This is a genomic window from Brucella daejeonensis (assembly GCF_014199265.1).
Classification (GTDB): domain Bacteria; phylum Pseudomonadota; class Alphaproteobacteria; order Rhizobiales; family Rhizobiaceae; genus Brucella; species Brucella daejeonensis.
The window spans coordinates 108,075-129,446 of the sequence record NZ_JACIJG010000008.1; the positions used below are offsets into that span (position 1 = coordinate 108,075).

The window sequence follows — 21,372 nt, forward strand, 5'->3', positions numbered from 1 at the left end:
TGAGGCGAGCGCCGGGCGAAGGAAAGGACTGGGTATGGAAAAGTTCCCTATGACCCCTGGCGGTTTCGAAAAGCTCAAGGAAGAGCTGCGCTGGCGTCAGCAGTCGGAGCGTCCTCGGATCATCGAGGCAATCGCTGAGGCGCGCGCGCATGGCGATCTGTCGGAAAATGCCGAATATCACGCCGCGAAAGAAGCCCAGAGCCTCAATGAAGGCCGTATCAACGAACTGGAAGATCTGGTCGCGCGCGCCGAGGTGATCGACGTTTCGAAGCTGACCGGCGACAGGATCAAGTTCGGCGCGACGGTCACGATGATCGACGAAGATACGGAAGAAGAGAAAATCTACCAGATCGTCGGCGACCAGGAAGCCGATGTGAAACAAGGCCGCATTTCCATTTCGTCCCCGATCGCCCGCGCGCTGATCGGCAAGGGCGAAGGCGACACGATCGAAGTCAATGCGCCCGGCGGTTCGCGCTCCTATGAAATCGTCGCACTGAAATTCGTCTGATTTCCGTGACATCCTCCAGACAGGTTCCGGTTCAGGACGTCGAAGTGGTGGCGCCCAATTTCAAGCGCCGCCTTTCAGGCGTTACATCGACGATCGTTCAACTGATCCCGCTGCAACGCGCGAAGGGACTGAACATCGCCACGGTGGGGCCGGGCCTGCCCGACACGCTTCCGCATCTCGGATGGGGTGCGCTGCTGTCTTTCTGGTCGAAGCCGAAGACAAAACCGTTCCGCATCTGGCACGCCCGGCGCAATATCGAAATGCTTGCCGGTATTTTCCTGCGCGACGTCATGCGGATGAAACTGCGGCTGATCTTCACGTCGGCCGCGCAGCGTCATCACAAGCCTTTCACCAAATGGCTGATCCGCCGCATGAATGCGGTGATCGCCACGAGCGGGCGCTCGGGAAGTTTTCTCGAAGTGCCGCATCAGGTGATCATGCATGGCGTGGACCTGCAGAGGTTTCATCCGCCTGTCGCGGAAGAGGACGGTTATGCCGCTTCCGGCCTGCCGGGGCAGTATGCCGTCGGCTGTTTCGGCCGGGTACGCGATTCCAAGGGCACGGACCTTTTCGTCGATGCGATGATCGCGCTCCTGCCGGAATATCCGGAATGGACCGCCATCGTCGCGGGGCGCACGACCGCAGAGCACCAGTCTTTCGAAGACGGGCTGAAGACCCGGATCGCCGCCGCCGGCTTGCAGGACCGCATTCTCATTCTCGGAGAGGTGCCGGACATCCGCGTCTGGTATCGCCGCCTGACGCTTTATGTTGCGCCGTCGCGCAACGAGGGCTTCGGACTAACGCCGCTCGAAGCCATGGCGTCGCGCACGGCGGTCGTCGCCAGCGATGCGGGCGCTTATGCCGAGATGATCGTGGACGGCACGGGGCGGTCGGTCCCGGCCGGAGACGGCGAAGCGCTGCGCAAAGCCATCGAACCCTATCTGGCGGACCCGGCCTTTGCCGGGCGCGAGGGTGAAAACGCGCTCGCTCATGTTCGCGCCGCTTTTCCGCTCGAAAAGGAGGCGGATGCGATCAGCGGCGTCTACGAGCGGGTTTTTGCGGGCAGGTAATTTTCAGAGGATCATCAGCGGTTCGTCCTTGACCGGACGGATGGTGAGCGCGGTACGGACCGAATCCACGTTCGGGGCGGCCGTCAGTTCCTCGATCACGAAGGTCTGGAACGTGTTGAGGTCGCGCGCGACGCAATGGAGCAGGAAGTCGGATTCGCCCGAAACCATCCAGGCGCGGCGTACCAGCGGCCATTGCTTGGTCTTTTCGGCAAAAGCCTTCAGATCGGCGTCCGCCTGACGGTGCAGGCCGACCGAGCAGAATGCCACCAGGTCCTGCCCCAGCGCATTGCCGTTGAGAATGGCGCGATAGCCGCGAATAACGCCGTTTTCCTCAAGTTTGCGCACCCGGCGCAGGCACGGCGGGGCCGATATGCCGACGCGCTCGGCCAGTTCGACATTGGTGATGCGCCCGTTGTTCTGGAGTTCCCGAAGGATTTTCCAATCGATTTCATCCAGGTCAGCCTTGATCGGCATGTATAACTCCGCGCGCAAGGAAATTTCATTCAGGGGTAATTATAGAACATTCGTCGCCGTCGTGGCGCAATCTATTCGTGCTCATATCAAATGAAGCAGGCGAATGTAAACCGTCTGATGCCGCGCCGGAGCACCCAAAACGCCCGTGTGAACAGAATATGCACCGTAACGGGCCTCGCGCGTCCGGCCAGCTTCGAGGAAGGCTTTGGGCGCGAGATCGGGTCGCGCGCAACGCCCTTGCAACATCCGGGGGCACAAGCTGTGGCTAAAGCGCCGCCGATACCTGACAAACCTTGCAAACATTCGGGGGCAGACCTACCTTGGCCAGAGTATCCGTGGCATTGGTGAAACAGAGCGCGCAGGCGATTCTTTCGAGCCAGAATTCCGCGGCTTTGAATCGATTAAAGGACCGGAGAGAAACTTCATGTCACAGCGTCACGCGCCAGTCATCGTCATCGGCTCTGGTCCTGCTGGTTATACGGCGGCGATTTACGCCGCCCGCGCCATGCTGAAACCGCTGGTCATTGCCGGTCTGCAACAGGGCGGCCAGCTGATGATCACCACGGATGTCGAAAACTATCCGGGCTATGCCGATCCGGTGCAGGGGCCGTGGATGATGGAACAGATGGCGGCGCAGGCGCAGAATGTCGGCGCCGAGATCGTGCATGACATCATCACCGGGGTTGAAACGACTTCGCGCCCGTTTCGCCTGACGGGTGATTCGGGAACCGTCTATACCTGCGATGCACTGATCATCGCCACCGGCGCGCAGGCCAAGTGGCTCGGTCTCGACAGCGAGCAGACCTTCATGGGCGGCGGCGTTTCGGCCTGCGCAACCTGCGACGGTTTCTTCTATCGCGGCAAGGACGTGGTTGTGGTCGGCGGCGGCAATACGGCCGTGGAAGAAGCGCTTTACCTCTCGCATATCGCAAAGAGCGTGACGATCGTGCACCGCCGCGACGCTTTCCGCGCGGAAAAGATCATGCAGGACCGTCTTCTTTCCCGGCAGAATGTCTCCGTGGTCTGGGACAGCGTCATCGATGAAATTCTCGGCACCGAGGCAAAGCCGCCGATGGGGGCGACCGTAACCGGCGTGCGCCTGAAAAATGTCGTGACCGGCGAAACGCAGGAACTCGACACGCATGGCGTTTTCGTCGCCATCGGTCACGCACCGGCGGTCTCCCTGTTCGAGGGCAAACTCAAGCAGAAGCCGAATGGCTATCTCTGGACCGCGCCCGATTCGACGGCGACCGACGTTCCGGGCATCTTTGCCGCAGGCGACGTTACGGACGATATCTACCGGCAGGCCGTGACTGCCGCCGGTCTGGGTTGCATGGCGGCTCTTGAGGCCGAACGCTGGCTTGCCGCACAGGAACCGCTGCACGAAGCTGCGGAGTAACGAGAGGGGAAAACCGTGGTCGCACCGCTCGACTGGGATAAACTGCGCATATTTCATGCCGCGGCTGAAGCAGGTTCGTTTACCCACGCAGCCCAGACACTGCATCTGTCGCAATCGGCCATTTCGCGTCAGGTGAGCGCGCTGGAACAGGATGTTGGTGTGCCGCTGTTTCATCGTCATGCCCGCGGACTGATCCTGACGGAACAGGGCGAGACCCTGTACCGCACCGCGCACGATGTGCTGATGAAGCTCGAAAGTGTCCGGTCGAAGCTTGCCGAGAGCAAGGAAAAGCCGACGGGGCGCCTTCGCGTGACGACGACGGTCGGCCTCGGTTCCGGCTGGCTGGTCGAGCGTATTCAGGAATTCGTCGAGCTTTATCCCGACATCCAGCTCCAGCTCATTCTCGACAATGAGGAACTGGACCTGACCATGCGGCACGCGGACTGCGCGGTGCGGCTGCGCCAGCCGCAGCAACCCGACCTCATCCAGCGCCGCCTGTTCACCGTCCACATGCATGTCTATGCGTCGGCGGGTTACGTGTCGAAATATGGCAAGCTGAACTCGGTCGACGAGATCGACCAGCATCGCATCGTGACCTTCGGCGAGCCTGCGCCGAGCTATCTGACCGGGCTGAACTGGCTGGAAAGCGCCGGACGCACCGATGGCAGTTCGCGGATACCGGTGTTGCAGGTGAACAATCTTCTCTCCGTCCGCCGTGCCGTGCAGCGCGGTGTCGGCATTGCCGTCCTGCCCGATTATATGGCGGACAAGGAAGCCGGTCTGGTGCAGCTTCTGCCTGAACTGGAGGAAATCCCTTCCTTCGATACGTTCTTCTGCTACCCGGAAGCTTTGAAGAATTCCGCGAAATTGCATGCCTTCCGCGACTTCCTGTTCTCCAAGGCGCGCAACTGGTCCTATTGATCGTATCTTGCAGTTTGTGAAAAGGCCGCGCTGATTGCCAGCGCGGCCTTTATCGTAGGGCCGTCCCGCACCTCAGGGCGAGGGCGTCGGCTGTTACTTGCGCGGCAGCAGGCGCTGGACTTCCTTCGCGGCATCGGCGAGAGCATCTTCCGGCGTTGCGGACTGCTCGACCACGCGGGACAGATTATCCACGATGGTCTGCGTGACCTTGACGCCGTTCGAGCCGGGGAAGGCGTACCACGGGATCATCCGGTCCATCTGGCTGAGGCCTGCCTTGAAGAGCGGATTTTCCTCGTAGAACTTGCCCAGATAGTCGTCCGACTTCGCGGCCAGTTCGTTGTTGGGCACATAGCCGGTGCCGGGAACGACGACGGAAGCGCCGTAGGGACCGGCGGCAAACTTGGCGAATTTCCAGGCCGCATCGAGCTTGGACCGGTCTTCGGTCAGGATCACGACGGCATTGCCGCCGGTCGGCAGATGGCCTTTTTCAGAGTTGATGAGCGGGATTTTCGCCGTTCGCAGATCGAATTTGTCACCGACATTCTTGATCGTGTTGCGCAGCGCGCCGGTCGTCTGGAACTCGAAGCCGACCTTGCCGGCGGCGAAAGCCTGTTCGCCCGCGGCCTTGGTCAGGACCGGCATACCGCCTTCCTTCACCATGCGGTCAACCATCTTGAAGGCTTCGAGCCCTTCCGGCCCGTCGAAGGCGACCTTCTTTTCATCTTCGGACAGCATGGTGCCGCCAGCGCCGAACAGAAGCGCGGAGAACATCCAGTCGTCGCCCTGCCAGCGGAAGTCTATGCCTTCATTGCCGTCGCCGAGCGCTTTGATCTTGCCGCCAAGCGCGATCACTTCGTCCCAGGTCGTGGGCGGCGTATCGGGATTGCCGCCAGCCGCGCGCACCAGATCGGCATTGTAATACATGATCGGGTTGGAAGTCGCGAAAGCAAGACCAACCTGACGGTCGCCGACGCGGGCGAGGCTCAGAAGGTGATCGGTGAAGCCCTGGGCTTCCATATCGGTTTCTTTTTCGACCAGCGGCTTCATGTCCACGCCGATATTGCGCTCGGCAAGTACGCGCAGACGGTTGAGGCCGGTGAAGGTGATGTCCGGCATTTCCGACGTGCCGGCCTGACGCATGATCGTCTGGATGCCTTCTTCGTAAGTGGCCGAAGGGCTGACGAAGTTGATCTTGATGTCCGGGTTCTCTTCCTCGAACTTCTTCGAGATGTCGGCCATGACATCCTTGAAGAAGCCGGGCATCGGATAATGCACGTTCAGCGTCGTGTCGGCAAAGGCAGGCGAGCCGAGGCCGGTTGCGACCGCAAGGGCGGCGAGGGCGCTTTTGAGGCGTTTCATGAGTTACTCCTGAGTATGGACGAGGTGAAAAGTCAGCCCTTGAGGCCGGTGAGGGTGATGCCTTCGATGAAGCGGCGCTGCGCGGCCAGAAATGCCAGCAGCAGCGGCAGGGTGATGATCAGGGTCGCAGCCATCAGCGCGCCGTAATCGTCGCCTGCTTCCGCGGCGCGGAAATAGAGCAGGCCCAGCGGGGGCGTGGCGCGCTCCATGCCGTTGATGACGATCAGCGGCCAGAACAGGTCGTTCCAGTGCGCGACGACCGAAAAGATCGAGAAGGCGGTGATGGCGGGCCATGCATTGGGAACGATCACCCGCGTGACGATACCGGCTTCCGACATGCCGTCGAGGCGCGCCGCGCTGATGAGATCATCGGGCATGGCGCGGAAGAACTGGAGAAACAGAAATATGCCGAAAACCGAGATGAAGAAGGGCGCGCCGAGCGCAAAATAGCTGTTGAGCACACCGAGCCGGTTGAAGCCGACATAGAAGGGCAGCGCCGTGGCGTGGATCGGCACCAGAAGGCCGAGCATGACCATCATCATCATTGTGCGCTGGCCGCGAAATTTCAGCTTCGCCATGGCATAGGCGCAGGGGATGGCGATCACCACCTGCACGACGAGGACGAGCGCGCAGACGACGACGCCATTGAACAGCAGAAGCCCCATCGGAACACGGGTCAGGGCCTTGGCGAGATTGTCCCAGAGCGCCCAGTTTCGCGGTATCAGCGACAGGGAGGACGAGAAAATGTCCTGCTGCGACTTTGCCGCCGTGGAAAGCATGAAGATATAGGGTGCTAGGAAAATGAGCGCTCCCAGCGAGAGGAGGCCGAGACGGAACGAACGGGCGAAAGACATACCGGTTTCCTCAATAGTGGGTGCGGCGGTCCAGCACGCGGAACTGCAACATCATCAGGACCACGAGAACCGCGAGAAAGATCACGGTCATGGCCGAGGCGTAGCCGACGCGCAGATAGACGAAGCCTTCCTGATAGATGGTCCAGAGCAGAACCTCGGAGGCCTTGTTCGGACCGCCCTCGGTCAGCGTCTTGACCGTTTCGAAGACCTTGACCGCATTGATGATGCTGATCGTCGTGACGAAAAGCGTGGTCGGGCCGAGCAGGGGCCATGTGACCAAGCGGAAACGCTCCCAGCTACTCTTCACCCCGTCCACTTCGGCAGCGGAATAAAGCTCGCGCGGGATGGCGGTGAGACCGGCCAGAAACAGCACCATGTTGAAGCCGACGCTCTGCCATACGCCGATGAGCGCGAGGCTGAACAGCACCGTATCGCTGGAGCCAAGCCAGTTCGGACCGGCGATGCCGACCATGCCGAGCATTGCGTTGACAGGGCCGAGGGTGGGATGCAGCAGATATTGCCAGACGGTTGCCATGGCGACCAGAAGCGAGGCGACGGGCAGGAAATAGACCGTGCGGAAGAAGGATTTTCCGCGCACTTCGCTTTCGATGAGAAGCGCGACACCCAGACCGAGAAAGACGGAAGCGGGCGCGACGATTGCCGTATAGAGAGCCGTGTTCTTAAGCGAGACGAGGAACGTGCGGTCGCTGAACAGTTCGGCATAGTTTTCCAGTCCGATGAATTCGAAGCCGTCATAGCCGAGTTCGAAATTCGTCAGGCTCCAGAAGATGACCGCCGCCGTGGGAAGAAGGATCAGCAGCACCGTCAGGATGATTGCCGGGGCGGCGAGTTTCCATGCAAGCCGCTCCTCACGGCGCCGGGCTTCGTCGGCGGCGGAGCGCGCGCCGGCGGCGGGGATACCGGATAGGGTGATGTCAGACATGAGCGGATGCCTTTGCCGGCGATGCGGTCTTGACGATGTTTCCGGCGGGCTGACGCAGACGCAGGCCGTCTTCACCGAAGAGATAGGCGTCGCCCGCATCGAAATGCAGTCCGACCGGCATTCCGATGCCGATGTCGCGGGCCTGCGCGGGGTCGAGCTTTACGGTCAGATCCTGCGAGGCGCCGGGCGCCTTGAGATAGACCAGGACTTCGGAACCGAGAAACTCGATCCGCGAAACGGTCCCGGAAATGCCGGATTTGTCATGCGGCCTGAACTGGAAATGTTCGGGGCGGATGCCGATGCGGATCTGGGCGCCGGAATGGGCGGCAACGTCCTGCAGGATGGCGCGGCCAGCAAAATGCACCACGCCGTTATCGCTGACCAGCGCGTCCAGAATATTGATGCGCGGTGTGCCGATGAACTGTGCGACCTCGATATGGCGCGGATCGTTATAGATGGCGGTCGGTGTGTCGATCTGGAGCAGTTTGCCGCCCATCATCACCGCAACACGGTCGGCCATGCTGAGCGCTTCGGCCTGATCGTGCGTCACATAGATGGTCGGCACCCCGGCGCGGCGGTGCAGATCGACGATTTCGGCACGTGTGTGAACGCGCAGATTGGCATCGAGGTTGGACAGAGGCTCATCCATCAGGAATGCGCCGGGCTGGCGCACGAGCGCGCGGGCGAGCGCCACGCGCTGGCGCTGGCCGCCCGACATCTGGCCCGGCTTGCGGTCGAGGAGATGGTCGATCCTGAGGCTGGTTGCGGTTGCCTTGACCTGTTGCTGGATGGCAGCGCGTTTGCTGCGCTGACCGGGCATAAAACGACCGATCAGCGGCAGGCGCTCCACGGTGGCGAGGTCGCGCATGGCGAGCGGCACGGCGATGTTCTGTGCCGCCGTCAGATGGGGATAGAGCGCGTAGGATTGGAACACCATGGCGATGTTGCGGTCGGCGGGATGCGCGCCGGTTATGTCGCGCCCGGCAAGCTCGACGCTCCCCTCATCGGCATGGTCGAGACCGGCGAGGATGCGCAGCAATGTGCTCTTGCCGCAGCCCGACGGCCCGACAAGGGCGATGAATTCACCCTCCGCCGCTTCGATGGATATGCCGTCCAGAATGCGGTTGCTGCCATAGGATTTGCCGATATCGCGGATGACGAGCGTGCTCACTGGCTTGTCTCCTCGGCTACCTTCTCGCCGTCGCCGCTGTGATGCGGATAGACCTCGTGCACCACGTCATCGATGACATGAGGGGTCAGGTCGTCAATGCGCACGATGCGGCTGGTGGCGACTTCGTCCAGATCGTGGACGACCGCCCCCAGAATGCGTTCGCCGGGCAGGTCGCGTTCCATCGGGCCGACGATGAAGGCGGCGGCGGGCGCCCAGACATAATTTGTGCCGAAAGCTTCGCCCGACCATGCGCGATGAAGATGGCCGCTGGCGTGAAGCTGGACGTTATATTGCGCGAAGAGATCGTAGAGACGCTGGCGCGGGGCAGGGCGGATGCCCCAATAGCCGCTGTCGCCTTCATCCGGGTCGTCCACGAAAACCGGCTTGTGCGCGAAAACGGCGACCGGCTTGCCATCGCTGTTCTTCAGTTCTTCTTCAAGCCAGACGAACTGTTCGGCCTCTTCTGCGTCGCCCGCGCCGATGACGAGGCTGTTGAGGCCGATGATGCGCCAGTCGCCGAAATTTTCCGCCCAGCGATCAGGGCCGAAATGGCGACGCCAGCGCATCAGGCGCTGCGGATTGACCGGCTGGTGGCTTTCGGGAAGGTGCCCGATATCGTGATTGCCCGGAAGGCTGAGAACACGCGCGGGAAGATCGTTCAGGCAAGCCTGACAAAACAGAAGGTCGGCCTCCACGTCGGCGCCATCGACCGACAGGTCGCCGGTATGGATGATGAGGTCGGGTCGCTGCTGGTCAATCCAGGCGACGAGCGGTTCCCAGTTGCGGTTGAAGTGCGGCTTGATGGGGCTGAGATGGGTATCGGTAATCTGAACGATCCGCACGGGGACGCTCCTTCTCGGATAGTTTGCATCTGTCGCAGCGACTTTTCACGACTGCGCTGCCGCCGGGCGCTTTTGCACGGGCGGTCTCGCGGGGGCTTTTAGGCTCGTTCTGTGACAGGCCGACTGCACTGCAATGACAGTCGCATGACATCTGCGATGGCGACTCAGCGAGGAGTGATTTGCCGTTTCTGGAGGCAGTGCTTCGGTTCATGTGCCCGCAGTTTGGGCAGCTTTTTTATATGTAATGGAGTTCTAATGCAGAGCGGATTTCTATAACTCTTTGTTTTTTGAAGTACTTTTTTGTCGAATTGAGTCATGCGTAAAATGCATGGCTGCATTGCGCTAAAGTTGCATTGCAAAAAGAATGGGCACAGGGCATATAAAGATCATCTCAGCGCTGCGTTTCCTCCTCCCATTTGCGCAGGCTGAGTGTTCCCCTCTGGAGGTTTGCCTCAAAGGCACCTTCAAAACTCAAAGCCAGACATTTGTCTGGCTTTTTTTTTGGCTTTACGCCTTTCACCATCGTCCGGGGATATGAAAAAGGGGCCTTTCGGCCCCTTGAATAGTCAGATTGTTTGGATGATCAGCGCAGGCTGGCGCAGAAGCGCTGGATGCGCGTGCAGGCTTCTTCCAGAAGGGCTTCCGAGGTTGCGTAGGAGATGCGGAAATTCGGTCCAAGACCGAATGCCGAGCCGTGAACCACGGCCACGCCTTCGGCTTCCAGCAGTTCGGTGACGAAATCTTCGTCCGTCTCGATGACCTTGCCGGCTTCCGTCTTCTTGCCGATCAGCGCCGCGCAGGACGGGTAGACGTAGAACGCGCCTTCCGGGGTCGGGCACTCGATGCCGGTCGCCTGATTGAGCATGGAGACAACCAGATCGCGACGGCCCTGGAAAATCGCCTTGTTCTTGCCGATGAAATCCTGCGGGCCGTTGAGCGCTTCGACTGCCGCCCACTGTGCGATGGAGCAGGCACCGGAGGTCTGCTGGCCCTGCACCATGTCCATGGCCTTGATGAGCTGGAGCGGACCGGCCGCGTAGCCGATGCGCCAGCCGGTCATGGCATAGGCCTTGGAGACGCCGTTCATGGTCAGCGTACGGTCATAGAGTGACGGCTCGACCTGTGCGGGCGTGGTGAAGACGAAGTCGCCATAGACCAGATGCTCGTACATATCGTCGGTCAGGATCCAGACATGCGGATGACGCACGAGAACGTCGGTCAGCGCCTTCAATTCGCTTTCCGTATAGGCGGCGCCTGTCGGGTTGGAGGGCGAGTTGAAGATGAGCCACTTGGTCTTCGGCGTAATCGCCTTTTCCAGATCGGCGGCGGTCAGCTTGAAATTGTCCTCGATCTTCGTGTTGACGAAAACCGGGTTGCCGCCATTGATCGCAACCATTTCCGGGTAGCTGACCCAGTAGGGGGCGGGCACGATGACTTCATCGCCGGGGTTCAGCGTCGCCATGAAGGCGTTGAACAGGATCTGCTTGCCGCCGGTGCCGACGATAACCTGTTCCGGCTTGTAGTCGAGGCCGTTTTCGCGCTTGAACTTGGCGACAATGGCCTGACGCAGTTCAGGTATGCCGGCAACGGGCGTGTATTTCGTTTCGCCGCGATTGATCGCTTCGATTGCCGCCTTCTTGATATTGTCGGGCGTATCGAAATCGGGTTCACCTGCACCAAGACCGATCACGTCCTTGCCTTTGGCTTTCAGTTCGCGTGCTTTCTGGCTGACGGCGATGGTCGCGGAAGGCTTTACACGGGAAAGGGCGTCGGCGAGAAATGCCATGATAGATCTCCATAGATGGCAGGCTCTGTTAACCGGCACCGGGCACGGTCCGATTTTGCGCATTTTCTATGTCGCATCGGCGCAGGAAGCGCAACAGGCGGTTTGAGATTTCATCGGCAATTGCGGGATTTCGCAAAAATGTGTTGCTGAATCGATCAAATCCATCAGCATTGCTGACCTATCGCCATGAGCAAACCGATTGAACGGGCGATATTGATCTTTATGCCTGCACCCAAGACGTGCATTGTGGCGGCCATGCTGCATGGTTCATGCGAAGCGGCATATGGGAGAAACAATCATGACGACGAGTTTCCAACTGCTTGTTCTGCTGACGGCATGGGGAAGCGCCATAACGGGCGGAATCTTCTATGCCTTTTCAAGTTTCGTGATGGCGGCGCTGGCACGCATACCGGCCAATGCAGGCATAACGGCGATGCAATCGATCAATATCACCGTCATCAACGGCACGTTCTTTGCCGCCTTTTTCGGGACCGGATTATTGTGTCTGGCAATTATCGTGTTGGGTCTGATGGGTTTTGGCGGCCTGTCCAGATGGGCGATGATCGGCGCCGCCGTCTATCTTGTCGGCAGTATCGGCGTCACGATGGCCCTGAACGTGCCGCTGAACAACCAGCTTGCGGTGATGGACGCCAATGCCGCTACGTCGGCGGAAGGCTGGCTCGCTTATGTGCGCGACTGGACCATATGGAACCATGTCCGCACCGTCGCCTCGCTGGTCGCGGCCCTTATTCTGGGGGCGAGCGTGCTGGCAAAAGCCTGAGAGCCTGTTCCAGCATGCCGCTTTTTGATTCAGGCTCTAGTGATATGGAATGGAAGACAGGCCAACAAAAAAGGCGGGTCCGGGGACCCGCCTTTTCCGTTTTATTCTGACGATCAGGCTGCGACGAGATTGTCTGCAGACGAACGGCCGGAACGACGGTCCTGCACGATCTCGTAGGAGACCTTCTGACCTTCGTCGAGCGTGGTCAGGCCAGCGCGCTGAACGGCAGAGATGTGGACGAAAACGTCCGTGCCGCCCTGATCAGGCTGGATGAAGCCGAAGCCCTTGGTCGTGTTGAACCATTTAACTGTTCCCGTAGCCATGGGAATGTCCTTTGTAACAAAGTAATCTTAAGTCCGTATGCTTCGCACACGTTCCCGTGAATCGAATTTATGGACAGGAGATCGTCAGGAAGCACGGCGGGCCGTACGGGTCGCAAAGTCACTCGACCGAAAAATCGATGCTATAAGTATATGCGACAAATTTGACCAATACAAGACGGCTCACCGGGTGGATTTGAAGTTCCTGCCATTGTCGGCGATACAACTTCTGATCGTTAAATTTCACTAATATCAATGTGTTGCCCTTGCTCCCGGTATCCGTCGCCCGACATTGCGCGCATAAGGGCTTTATCGATGGGGCGACCAATTCGCCTTTGCGAAAAGCGTGATGATCTCCTTTCCTTGACTTCCGCGAGACGTAGATATTGAGCATGTTTCTGGAATATCCGCGGATGGAGCGGAGGATTCGCAGCGACGGCAGCGAGGCAGGATATGACGCCCGGACCGGAACAGGACAAGACGAAGCAGAGCGCATCGAAAAACGAGCGCCGTCGCAGGAAACCCAGGCGCGGCGTCGGTGAGCGCTGGCGCAAAGGTTCGGCAAAGCTGCTTGGCGGCACACCCGGCCGTGACGGCACCGATCTTTTCTCGCAGGTCTCGATGATGGTCGGGGCGTTTCTGGTTTCTCCGGTGCGCAACAGGCTGCTTGCGCTTGGCTTCGGCATTTTTGCCCTCATCGTCCTGATCGCCATCGGGCAGGTCGCCATCAATCGCTGGAATGAGCCGTTCTACGATGCGCTCGCCCGGCGGGATATGCAGGCGTTCTTCCACCAGTTGATGGTTTTCTTCAGCATTGCGGGTAGCCTGCTCGTGCTCAATGTGTCGCAGACCTGGCTCAACCAGATGTTCAAGCTGAAGATGCGCGAGGGGTTGGCGCGCGACCTCGTCGGGCAATGGCTGGCGCCGGGTAGGGCGTTCCGTCTGGCCAATGCGGGCGAAATCGGCATCAATCCCGACCAGCGCCTGCATGAAGATGCGCGCCATTTTGCCGAGATGTCGTGCGATCTCGGTATCAACCTGCTTCAATCGACCGTGATTCTGGTGAGTTTCGTCGGCGTGTTGTGGTCGCTGTCGAGCGGTTTCGTGTTCCATGTCGCCGGTTACAGTTTCTCGATACCGGGCTATATGGTCTGGGCGGTCATCATCTATGCCGCTTCCGCATCCTGGCTGACTTGGATCGTCGGGCGGAGCCTCGTCAACATCAACGCCAATCGTTATGCGCGCGAGGCGGATTTCCGCGCGTCCCTGATGCGGGTGAACGAACATCTGGACGCGATCACGCTGTCGCGCGGCGAGGCGGATGAGAAGCGGCGGCTCAATCTGGATATCGACGCGGTTCTGGCCGCAATTCGCAAGATCGTCTATGCGACGACGCGGCTGACCTGGGTAACCGCCGGTTATGGCTGGTTGACCATCGTCGCTCCCATCCTCGTGGCGGCTCCGGTCTATTTCGGCGGCGGGCTGACATTCGGCGGGCTGATGATGGCGGTCGGCGCGTTTTCGCAGGTGCACAATTCGTTGCGCTGGTTTGTCGATAATTTCGGCGCAATCGCCGACTGGCGCGCAACGCTGCTGCGCGTGGCGAGCTTCCGTCAGGCCGTGCTGCATATGGACGAACTCGGCCGTCTCGACCGGCAGATCGACCTTGCCGTCAACGATGACGAGGCGCTCACGCTGGATGGCGTTTCCATCGCGACGCCGGAACAGTGCCTGAAGCTTTCGCGAAGGACGTTTGCGGTGAAGGCTGGAGAGCGTGTGCTTGTCACCGGCGGGACCGAGACGCAGAGAACCCTGTTGTTCCGGGCGCTGGGCGGGCTATGGCAGTGGGGCGAGGGCCGGATCGGGATGCCGGCGGGCGACGGCGTCGCCTTCATGCCGCGTGCGCCCTATTTCCCACCGGGGAACCTCAAGAGCATGATCGCCTATCCGCTCGATATAAAGAAGTTTTCCGACGAGGCGCTGGAAAATCTCCTGCAACGGGCCGGATTGGGGCGGCTTTCGGCAAGCCTCGACCGTGTTGCGCGCTGGGATCGCGCCCTGACGGATGACGAAAGGCAATGCCTCGCCTTCGCGCGTCTCATTCTGCAACAGCCGAAATGGATCGTCATCGACGGTGCGCTCGACGGCCTCGATGCCGAGGCTTATGAGCGGATACGCGATATGCTGAACGGTGAACTGAAAGACGCCGCCATCGTCCATCTGGGCAAGCCGCATCTGCATGAAGGACTTTTTACCCAGCAGGTCCAGCTGGAAGACGATCCAAACCACAAGCCGCTGGAACTGCCCGCGCTGAAGACGGCATGAAAAAAGCCGCCGGAATGTCCGGCGGCTTCAATCTGTTCATACGGATACGACGATCAGCGGAAATAGTCCTGAAGCGGACGCACTTCCAGCGATCCGGCCTTGAGCGCCGCAATGGCTTCGGCGGCGGCTTCGGCACCTGCCATGGTGGTGTAGTAAGGCAGTTTCTGCATCAGGGTCGCGCGGCGGATCGACTTGCTGTCCGAAACCGCGCTGGCGCTGTCGGTCGTGTTGAAGACCAGATGAATCTGGCGGTTGCGGATCGCGTCCTCGACATGCGGACGGCCTTCGATGACCTTGTTGACCTTGGTCGCCTCGACGCCGTTGGCTTCGAGGAATTTCTGCGTGCCGCCGGTCGCCATGACCCTGAAGCCGATTTCCGCCAGCCTGCGGACGGCGCCGAGCACGCGTTCCTTGTCCTCGTCGCGCACCGACACGAACACCGTGCCTTCACGCGGCAGTTCCACGCCCGCGCCGAGCTGTGCCTTGGCGAAGGCCAGCGCATAATCGTAGTCGAGGCCCATGACTTCGCCGGTCGAGCGCATTTCCGGTCCGAGCAATGTATCGACACCGGGGAAGCGGGCGAACGGGAATACGGCTTCCTTGACCGCGATGTGCGGACGCGCCGGAGCCTTCGGCTTGCCGCCATAAGCGCCGAGTGCTGCTTCGAGGCTTTCGCCTGCCATGACGCGGGCTGCGACCTTGGCAATCGGCGTACCGACTGTCTTGGCGACGAAAGGAACCGTACGCGAAGCGCGCGGATTGACTTCGAGGATGAAGATTTCACCGTCCTTGATGGCGAACTGCACGTTCATCAGGCCACCGACATTGAGCGCCTTGGCGAGTGCCGCCGTCTGGCGTTCGAGTTCGGCGACGATCTCCGGCGAGAGCGTGTGGACCGGCAGAGAGCAGGCGCTATCGCCCGAATGGATGCCGGCTTCCTCGATATGCTCCATGATGCCAGCGACGAGGCTTTCCCTGCCATCGCACAGGCAGTCCACGTCCACTTCGATTGCCTCGGTCAGATAGGTATCGAAAAGAAGCGGATTCTTGCCGAGCAGCGTGTTGATCTGGCCGGTCTTGTCGTTCGGGTACTTGGCCTTGATGTCTTCCGGCACCAGTTCCGGCACCGTGTCGAGCAGATAGTTCTGCAAGCCCCGCTCGTCATGGATGATCTGCATGGCGCGGCCACCCAGAACGTAGGACGGACGCACGACCAGCGGGAAGCCGAGATCGGATGCGATCAGGCGCGCCTGTTCGACCGAATAGGCGATGCCGTTCTTTGGCTGATTGAGGTCGAGCTTGATGAGAAGCTTCTGGAAGCGGTCGCGGTCTTCGGCAAGGTCGATGGCGTCCGGCGAAGTGCCGAGGATCGGAATGCCTGCCTTTTCCAGTGCATTGGCGAGCTTGAGCGGGGTCTGGCCGCCAAACTGCACGATCACACCGTGGAGCGTGCCTTTTTCCTGCTCGATGCGCAGGATTTCCATCACGTCTTCCGCCGTCAGCGGCTCGAAATAAAGACGGTCGGAGGTGTCGTAATCGGTCGAAACCGTTTCCGGGTTGCAGTTGATCATGATGGCTTCGTAATCGGCGTCACCGAGCGCGAAGGCCGCATGGCAGCAGCAATAATCGAACTCGATGCCCTGACCGATACGGTTCGGACCGCCGCCGAGAATGACGACCTTCTTGCGATCAGACACCTGCGCCTCCGAACGCAGCTGGCCGACGAAAGGCGTTTCGTAGGTCGAATACATATAGGCGGTCGGCGAGGCGAATTCGGCGGCGCAGGTGTCGATGCGCTTGTAGACCGGGTGAACGTCGAGATCGGCACGCAGTCGGGCCACGTCTTCGGCGTCCTTGCCCGTCAGGCTGGCGAGGCGGGCGTCCGAGAAGCCCATGGCCTTCAACATGCGCAGGTTCTCCGCATCCTGCGGCAGGCCGTGTTCGCGAATGCGCTCTTCCGTTCTCACGATGGCTTCGATCTGTTCGAGGAACCATGGATCGATCTTCGAGGCGTCGTGCACCTGTTCCACGGTCAGGCCCAGGCGCATGGCCTGAGCCACCATGCGCAGGCGGTCCGGCGTCGGGGTGCCGATGGCGGCGCGAATGGCATTCTTCTCGTCGCCTTCCTCGATGTTGGGAATAGCGATTTCGTCGAGGCCGGTCAGGCCGGTTTCCAGGCCGCGAAGCGCCTTCTGCAAGGATTCCTGGAAGGTGCGGCCGATGGCCATCACTTCGCCCACCGACTTCATGGCAGTGGTCAGGATCGGCGAGGAGCCGGGGAATTTTTCAAAGGCAAAGCGCGGGATCTTGGTGACGACATAATCGATCGACGGTTCGAACGAGGCAGGCGTCGCGCCGCCGGTGATGTCGTTGTCCAGTTCGTCGAGCGTATAGCCAACGGCCAGTTTCGCCGCGACCTTGGCGATCGGGAAGCCGGTCGCCTTGGAAGCCAGAGCGGAAGAGCGCGAAACGCGCGGGTTCATTTCAATCACGATCATGCGGCCATTGGCCGGGTTGATCGCGAACTGAACGTTGGAGCCGCCGGTTTCGACGCCGATCTCGCGCAGCACCGCAATCGAGGCGTTGCGCATGATCTGGTATTCCTTGTCGGTCAGGGTCAGCGCAGGCGCAACCGTGATCGAATCGCCCGTATGCACGCCCATCGGATCGAGGTTTTCAATCGAGCAGATGATGATGCAGTTGTCCGCATGATCGCGGACGACTTCCATTTCATATTCCTTCCAGCCCAGAACCGATTCTTCGATGAGCACTTCGGTCGTCGGCGAAGCATCCAGACCGCGCTCGATGATCTCGAAGAATTCCTGACGGTTATAGGCAATGCCGCCGCCGGTGCCACCGAGCGTGAAGCTCGGACGGATGATGGCGGGCAGGCCGACGACATCGAGCGCCTGCGCGGCCTTGGCGAGCGCATGGCTCATATAACGCTGCTTGCGTTCGACTTCACCGAGCTGCCATTCGGTTTCCAGCTTGTCGAGCGCCTTGTCCAGTTCGTCGCCCGCATACTGCGCCTTGACCTCGGCCCGGCGCGCCTCATGACGCTTGCGATCCTCGTCCTTGATCTCGGTCGCATTCGCCAGCATCGAGCCGGGCGTGTCGAGGCCGATCTTCGCCATGGCTTCGCGGAACAGCGCGCGGTCCTCGGCCTTGTCGATGGCTTCCGCATTGGCGCCGATCATCTCGACGTTATAACGTTCCAGAACGCCCATGCGGCGCAGCGACAGCGCGGTGTTGAGCGCGGTCTGACCGCCCATGGTCGGCAGCAGCGCGTCCGGGCGTTCCTTGGCGATGATCTTGGCCACGACTTCCGGCGTGATCGGCTCGATATAGGTCGCATCCGCCAGATCGGGGTCGGTCATGATCGTGGCCGGGTTGGAATTGACGAGGATGATGCGGTAGCCTTCCTCCTTCAACGCCTTGCAGGCCTGCGTGCCCGAATAGTCGAACTCGCAAGCCTGACCGATGACAATGGGGCCCGCACCGATGATCAGGATCGATTTGATATCTGTACGTTTCGGCATGGGCGCGTCCTGTTCTTTTCGGTTGCGCATGTCAGCCCGAAACGGTTCCCGTTTTCGGGGACATGCTGATCTAGCCTGCCAGAAAAGCCCGCACGGTTTACCGGCGGGTTGGCAGCGTATGAATTCTGTGGGCTAAGCGGGCCTTATAGGCAATCGTTTGCGAAAGCGGAACCCCACAAATCGTTTTATTTCGAAGAAAGTGCAGAGAAATTCCGGGCATTCACGGAAAATCCCCGTTGTGTGCCGCTTTCTTCATCGATTGTGCGATTCCACATAACGTAACTGGACGGATTTCCGGCTGGAGCGGCTGACTGGAAGCACGGCGCCGTCCCTTGTCCTGAGACCGATGCCGCCATTTGATTTGAGCAGTTCGGCGACGTTGGCATCGGCGATCCAGTGCGAGCGATGAATCTGCATACCGGGTGTTTCGCCGGTTTCCCGCAGCGCATCCGAGAAACGCAGGAGAACGAGTTCCCTGCCGCGGCTGGTGACGACATATGTGTAGTGATCCTGCGCGGACAGGCTGAGCAACTGACCGCGGTTCGCCGGCTTCAGCCGCTCCATGATCGCCGGTGACACGCAGGCTGGCGTGGGTGGCTGAGAAACCATTTCGATCTCCCGGCGTAATGTCATATAGGCCAGAATGCAGAAAAGGGCGCTTAAGGGGAGCGATATGCCGACATTTGCGATGAAGCTGCGGTAGCTGGGCGGGACGTTGGTAAAACCAAAGTCAATCAGCGTGATCCACAGGCCGATCGGTAGTGCCGCCACGAGCGAGCCTACCATCATTCTTGCGAAGGGGCTGGCGATGCGCCCTTGCAGCAACCCGTCGGCGAGAACGGCGCAGAGGATGGCGGTCGACCAGCCGGTGGCCTGAATGGCGAGCCAGTAGAAGAAGCGGATCGCGACGGGCATTGCATCGGTGCTGAACGGGCCGGTAACGGTGAACAACAGGACAACGACCAGAAACGTCACCCACAGCCTCGGGGCCTGGATGATGACCAGCAATTCGCGAAGCGTGGATTGCATGAAACTGCCAGTCACGAAGTCATCCCGCATTTGACGCCATTTCGTTTGAGGGAAGGGCAGTTTTGTTGAAAGCCGGACGAAATTCAACCGGAGCTTTCAGATGAATTTCGAACCGCTTGCCACTGCGCCACTGCCCGTTCAACTCCATGTCGCCGCCGTCGTTCCAGCCGCGATCATCGGCGCTGTCATTCTCTTTTGCCGCAAGGGGACGCGCCTGCACAAGATGCTGGGCCGCGTTTGGGTCGCGCTCATGGCGATAACCGCCATGTCGAGTTTCTTCATTCATCAGATAGACCTGCTGTGGGGTTTCAGCCCGATCCATATTCTGTCGGTACTGGTTCTGGCCGGATGTGCGCGGGCGGTTGTGGCCGCGCGGAGCGGGCAAATCGATGTTCACCGGCGCATTATGCAGCGGGTCTATCTCGGCGGTATCGCAGGTGCGGGTTTCTTTGCGTTTATGCCGGGCCGCATCATGAATGCGGTATTGTTTCCGCTGGACGTGCGAACCGCCGTTCTTCTCGCCCTCCTTGCCCTGGTACTGTCCGCCCTTGCCTTGCAGCGATATCACAGGCAGCGGCGGGGAGCTCAGGCTTCCGCGGGCGCGGCCTTAGGGTCTAAACCCAATTAGGATTTGGAGCGTGGTATGGTCGAAAATGGCACAGTTTCAGGAGCGAAACCGAGGGTGGAGTGTTCCTCCATCAAGGTTTCGCGACGCCAAAATGGGTCATTTTCGCCATATCCCTCCGGGACGTGGCGGATTTTGCCCCTGAATGCGTCGAAAAATCCTCGTGGTGGGAGACACCACGTCGGCCTTTCCTCCTGTTCAGGGACAAAGCCCGGCTCACGCCACGCCCGAAACCTGATTGAGTTTAGACCCTGAAGCCGACTTGCTGCGCTTCGTGAGAGCATGGCCGAGCCTGTTCGACGGCATTTCGACGAGACGGTAGGAAATCCTGGCCGCGACGATGGCTCCGACCGCCATGGCAACCATGCCCGCAATTTCGGTCGCGGTTCCCGGATTCAGCTTGCGCAGCACCGCCCAGCCGAAGCCGACCACGAACATATGTGTCAGGTAGAGCGAATAGGAGATCGTGCCGAGACCGACAAAGAAATTGTCCTTCAGGTCGCCGAGCCAGCGCTCGATGCCCAATGCGCCGGCAACCAGCAGGACAGCCGCGCCGCACATGACCAGATAGGTCGAGAAATCATTGAATTCGGCCAGCGGGGTGGAGAAGGTGCCATAGAGCGCCGCCACGGCGAGGAGGCCAATTCCGGCCAGTGCGGCCAGAGGCATTTTTTCCCACAGGCGATGCTTTTCCGCTTCGGCCAGCCACATGCCGCACATGAAGGTCAAAAGGTTCTTGTGAAGATAAAACGCGGCGAAGCTTGCCGACGGCTCGACAAAGAAACTTCCGACGACGCAGGCGCCGAAGATGACAGTCAGGAGGATCGTGCGCTGCAAGGCGCTTCTGCACCACCAGAAAAGCGCGAAGACCAGATAGAAGAACAACTCATAGTTCAGCGACCAGCCCAGCTTGAAGATCGGGCGCCAGTCGCTGGGGGCGCCCGGTGCGGCGGCAGGGATGAAAAAGAGCGACTTGATGAAATAGCCGACATCGGCGACCGTGGTCTTGAACAGGGACGGCAGATAGAGCGCGCAGAAGAAAACCGTGATCGTGCACAGCCAGTAAAGCGGCACGATGCGGAAGATGCGCCGTATCAGAAAGTTGCCGGGCCGGAACGGACCATCCGCGTTGACATAGGCGATGATGAAGCCGCTGATGACGAAGAACAATTGCACGCCGAAGACGCCCAGCATCGTGATGGCATTGTTCGTTTCCGCACGTGGATGCTCGATCATATGGGCGATCATGACGATGGTCGCCGCAAGGCCGCGCAAGATCTGGATCGAATAAAGCTGTCTGCGGCTCTGCATCGCCTGTGTCTCCTGATTGACGGGGGATGCTGTAGCGGTTCCCGTGTGCTTCTGCAATCGCTGCGCGTACAGATTGTGGAGGGCGGGCCGTCATTTACTTTTTAATTTGCCGAAC

General features: G+C 60.1%; 18 protein-coding genes. 7 read left to right on the forward strand and 11 right to left on the reverse strand.

The features are described from left to right. The first annotated feature begins 34 nt into the window (after positions 1-34). Together greA and FHS76_RS12125 are read left to right on the forward strand one after the other, a co-directional pair. Complete coding sequence (gene greA / locus FHS76_RS12120) at positions 35-508, forward strand: transcription elongation factor GreA (protein ID WP_183652684.1); 474 nt, start codon at positions 35-37, stop codon at positions 506-508. Between the two features lie 5 nt (positions 509-513). After that, positions 514-1,578, forward strand: coding sequence for a glycosyltransferase family 4 protein (locus FHS76_RS12125; protein WP_183652687.1), 1,065 nt, complete (start codon positions 514-516; stop codon positions 1,576-1,578). A gap of 3 nt (positions 1,579-1,581) precedes the next feature. Here FHS76_RS12125 and FHS76_RS12130 read toward each other — a convergent pair whose 3' ends face one another. Next, positions 1,582-2,052 carry an Lrp/AsnC family transcriptional regulator gene (locus FHS76_RS12130; protein WP_183652690.1) on the reverse strand — a complete coding sequence of 157 codons (471 nt, stop codon included), beginning with the start codon at positions 2,050-2,052 and terminating at the stop codon, positions 1,582-1,584. A gap of 424 nt (positions 2,053-2,476) precedes the next feature. Here FHS76_RS12130 and trxB point away from each other — a divergent pair, with 424 nt between their 5' ends. Both trxB and FHS76_RS12140 read left to right on the forward strand, forming a co-directional pair. Beyond that, positions 2,477-3,451: a thioredoxin-disulfide reductase gene (trxB, locus tag FHS76_RS12135; RefSeq protein WP_183652693.1), complete on the forward strand. Its 975-nt coding sequence runs from the start codon at positions 2,477-2,479 to the stop codon at positions 3,449-3,451. Between the two features lie 15 nt (positions 3,452-3,466). After that, positions 3,467-4,372, forward strand: coding sequence for a LysR family transcriptional regulator (locus FHS76_RS12140; protein WP_183652696.1), 906 nt, complete (start codon positions 3,467-3,469; stop codon positions 4,370-4,372). Between the two features lie 93 nt (positions 4,373-4,465). Here the strand turns inward: FHS76_RS12140 and FHS76_RS12145 are convergent, their stop codons facing one another. The 6 genes from FHS76_RS12145 to FHS76_RS12170 form a co-directional block, all read right to left on the reverse strand. Beyond that, positions 4,466-5,731 carry an ABC transporter substrate-binding protein gene (locus FHS76_RS12145; protein ID WP_183652699.1) on the reverse strand — a complete coding sequence of 422 codons (1,266 nt, stop codon included), beginning with the start codon at positions 5,729-5,731 and terminating at the stop codon, positions 4,466-4,468. A gap of 32 nt (positions 5,732-5,763) precedes the next feature. After that, positions 5,764-6,585 carry a carbohydrate ABC transporter permease gene (locus tag FHS76_RS12150; protein WP_183652702.1) on the reverse strand — a complete coding sequence of 274 codons (822 nt, stop codon included), beginning with the start codon at positions 6,583-6,585 and terminating at the stop codon, positions 5,764-5,766. A gap of 10 nt (positions 6,586-6,595) precedes the next feature. Further along, positions 6,596-7,528, reverse strand: coding sequence for a carbohydrate ABC transporter permease (locus FHS76_RS12155; protein WP_183652705.1), 933 nt, complete (start codon positions 7,526-7,528; stop codon positions 6,596-6,598). Further along, a complete protein-coding gene (locus tag FHS76_RS12160; protein WP_183652708.1) occupies positions 7,521-8,699 on the reverse strand; it encodes an ABC transporter ATP-binding protein in 1,179 nt (392 codons plus the stop codon). Before FHS76_RS12160 ends, FHS76_RS12155 begins: the two co-directional genes overlap by 8 nt. After that, on the reverse strand, positions 8,696-9,541 hold the full coding sequence (locus FHS76_RS12165) for a metallophosphoesterase family protein (RefSeq protein ID WP_183652711.1): 846 nt from the start codon (positions 9,539-9,541) through the stop codon (positions 8,696-8,698). The genes FHS76_RS12160 and FHS76_RS12165 overlap by 4 nt, the downstream gene beginning before the upstream one ends. A 583-nt stretch (positions 9,542-10,124) precedes the next feature. Continuing rightward, positions 10,125-11,327, reverse strand: a complete 1,203-nt coding sequence (locus FHS76_RS12170; protein ID WP_183652715.1) for a pyridoxal phosphate-dependent aminotransferase — start codon at positions 11,325-11,327, stop codon at positions 10,125-10,127. A 298-nt stretch (positions 11,328-11,625) separates the two neighbouring features. On the opposite strand from FHS76_RS12170, the gene FHS76_RS12175 reads away from it, so the two are divergent. Continuing rightward, positions 11,626-12,108: an anthrone oxygenase family protein gene (locus tag FHS76_RS12175; RefSeq protein WP_183652718.1), complete on the forward strand. Its 483-nt coding sequence runs from the start codon at positions 11,626-11,628 to the stop codon at positions 12,106-12,108. 113 nt (positions 12,109-12,221) lie between these two features. Here FHS76_RS12175 and FHS76_RS12180 read toward each other — a convergent pair whose 3' ends face one another. Next, positions 12,222-12,431 carry a cold-shock protein gene (locus FHS76_RS12180; protein WP_004684049.1) on the reverse strand — a complete coding sequence of 70 codons (210 nt, stop codon included), beginning with the start codon at positions 12,429-12,431 and terminating at the stop codon, positions 12,222-12,224. Positions 12,432-12,881: 450 nt separating this feature from the next. On the opposite strand from FHS76_RS12180, the gene FHS76_RS12185 reads away from it, so the two are divergent. After that, positions 12,882-14,753, forward strand: a complete 1,872-nt coding sequence (locus FHS76_RS12185) for an ABC transporter ATP-binding protein/permease (protein WP_183652721.1) — start codon at positions 12,882-12,884, stop codon at positions 14,751-14,753. 53 nt (positions 14,754-14,806) lie between these two features. Here FHS76_RS12185 and carB read toward each other — a convergent pair whose 3' ends face one another. Then, positions 14,807-18,292, reverse strand: a complete 3,486-nt coding sequence (gene carB, locus FHS76_RS12190) for a carbamoyl-phosphate synthase large subunit (protein ID WP_183652734.1) — start codon at positions 18,290-18,292, stop codon at positions 14,807-14,809. Positions 18,293-18,544: 252 nt separating this feature from the next. After that, positions 18,545-19,336 (reverse strand): LytTR family DNA-binding domain-containing protein, encoded by a 792-nt coding sequence (locus FHS76_RS12195; protein ID WP_374828591.1) that lies wholly within the window; start codon positions 19,334-19,336, stop codon positions 18,545-18,547. Positions 19,337-19,421: 85 nt separating this feature from the next. Here FHS76_RS12195 and FHS76_RS12200 point away from each other — a divergent pair, with 85 nt between their 5' ends. Then, positions 19,422-19,949: a DUF2306 domain-containing protein gene (locus FHS76_RS12200; protein ID WP_183652740.1), complete on the forward strand. Its 528-nt coding sequence runs from the start codon at positions 19,422-19,424 to the stop codon at positions 19,947-19,949. A 213-nt stretch (positions 19,950-20,162) separates the two neighbouring features. Here FHS76_RS12200 and FHS76_RS12205 read toward each other — a convergent pair whose 3' ends face one another. Further along, positions 20,163-21,257: an acyltransferase family protein gene (locus FHS76_RS12205; RefSeq protein ID WP_183652745.1), complete on the reverse strand. Its 1,095-nt coding sequence runs from the start codon at positions 21,255-21,257 to the stop codon at positions 20,163-20,165. Between the last annotated feature and the right edge of the window lie 115 nt (positions 21,258-21,372).

Bases quoted from the DNA above. Each gene is read 5' to 3' on its own strand.
- greA (WP_183652684.1), top strand. From the start codon at position 35: ATGGAAAAGTTCCCTATGACCCCTGGCGGTTTCGAAAAGCTCAAGGAA.
- FHS76_RS12130 (WP_183652690.1), bottom strand. From the start codon at position 2,052: ATGCCGATCAAGGCTGACCTGGATGAAATCGATTGGAAAATCCTTCGG.
- trxB (WP_183652693.1), top strand. From the start codon at position 2,477: ATGTCACAGCGTCACGCGCCAGTCATCGTCATCGGCTCTGGTCCTGCT.
- FHS76_RS12145 (WP_183652699.1), bottom strand. From the start codon at position 5,731: ATGAAACGCCTCAAAAGCGCCCTCGCCGCCCTTGCGGTCGCAACCGGC.
- FHS76_RS12150 (WP_183652702.1), bottom strand. From the start codon at position 6,585: ATGTCTTTCGCCCGTTCGTTCCGTCTCGGCCTCCTCTCGCTGGGAGCG.
- FHS76_RS12155 (WP_183652705.1), bottom strand. From the start codon at position 7,528: ATGTCTGACATCACCCTATCCGGTATCCCCGCCGCCGGCGCGCGCTCC.
- FHS76_RS12170 (WP_183652715.1), bottom strand. From the start codon at position 11,327: ATGGCATTTCTCGCCGACGCCCTTTCCCGTGTAAAGCCTTCCGCGACC.
- FHS76_RS12175 (WP_183652718.1), top strand. From the start codon at position 11,626: ATGACGACGAGTTTCCAACTGCTTGTTCTGCTGACGGCATGGGGAAGC.
- FHS76_RS12180 (WP_004684049.1), bottom strand. From the start codon at position 12,431: ATGGCTACGGGAACAGTTAAATGGTTCAACACGACCAAGGGCTTCGGC.
- FHS76_RS12185 (WP_183652721.1), top strand. From the start codon at position 12,882: ATGACGCCCGGACCGGAACAGGACAAGACGAAGCAGAGCGCATCGAAA.
- carB (WP_183652734.1), bottom strand. From the start codon at position 18,292: ATGCCGAAACGTACAGATATCAAATCGATCCTGATCATCGGTGCGGGC.
- FHS76_RS12200 (WP_183652740.1), top strand. From the start codon at position 19,422: ATGAATTTCGAACCGCTTGCCACTGCGCCACTGCCCGTTCAACTCCAT.
- FHS76_RS12205 (WP_183652745.1), bottom strand. From the start codon at position 21,257: ATGCAGAGCCGCAGACAGCTTTATTCGATCCAGATCTTGCGCGGCCTT.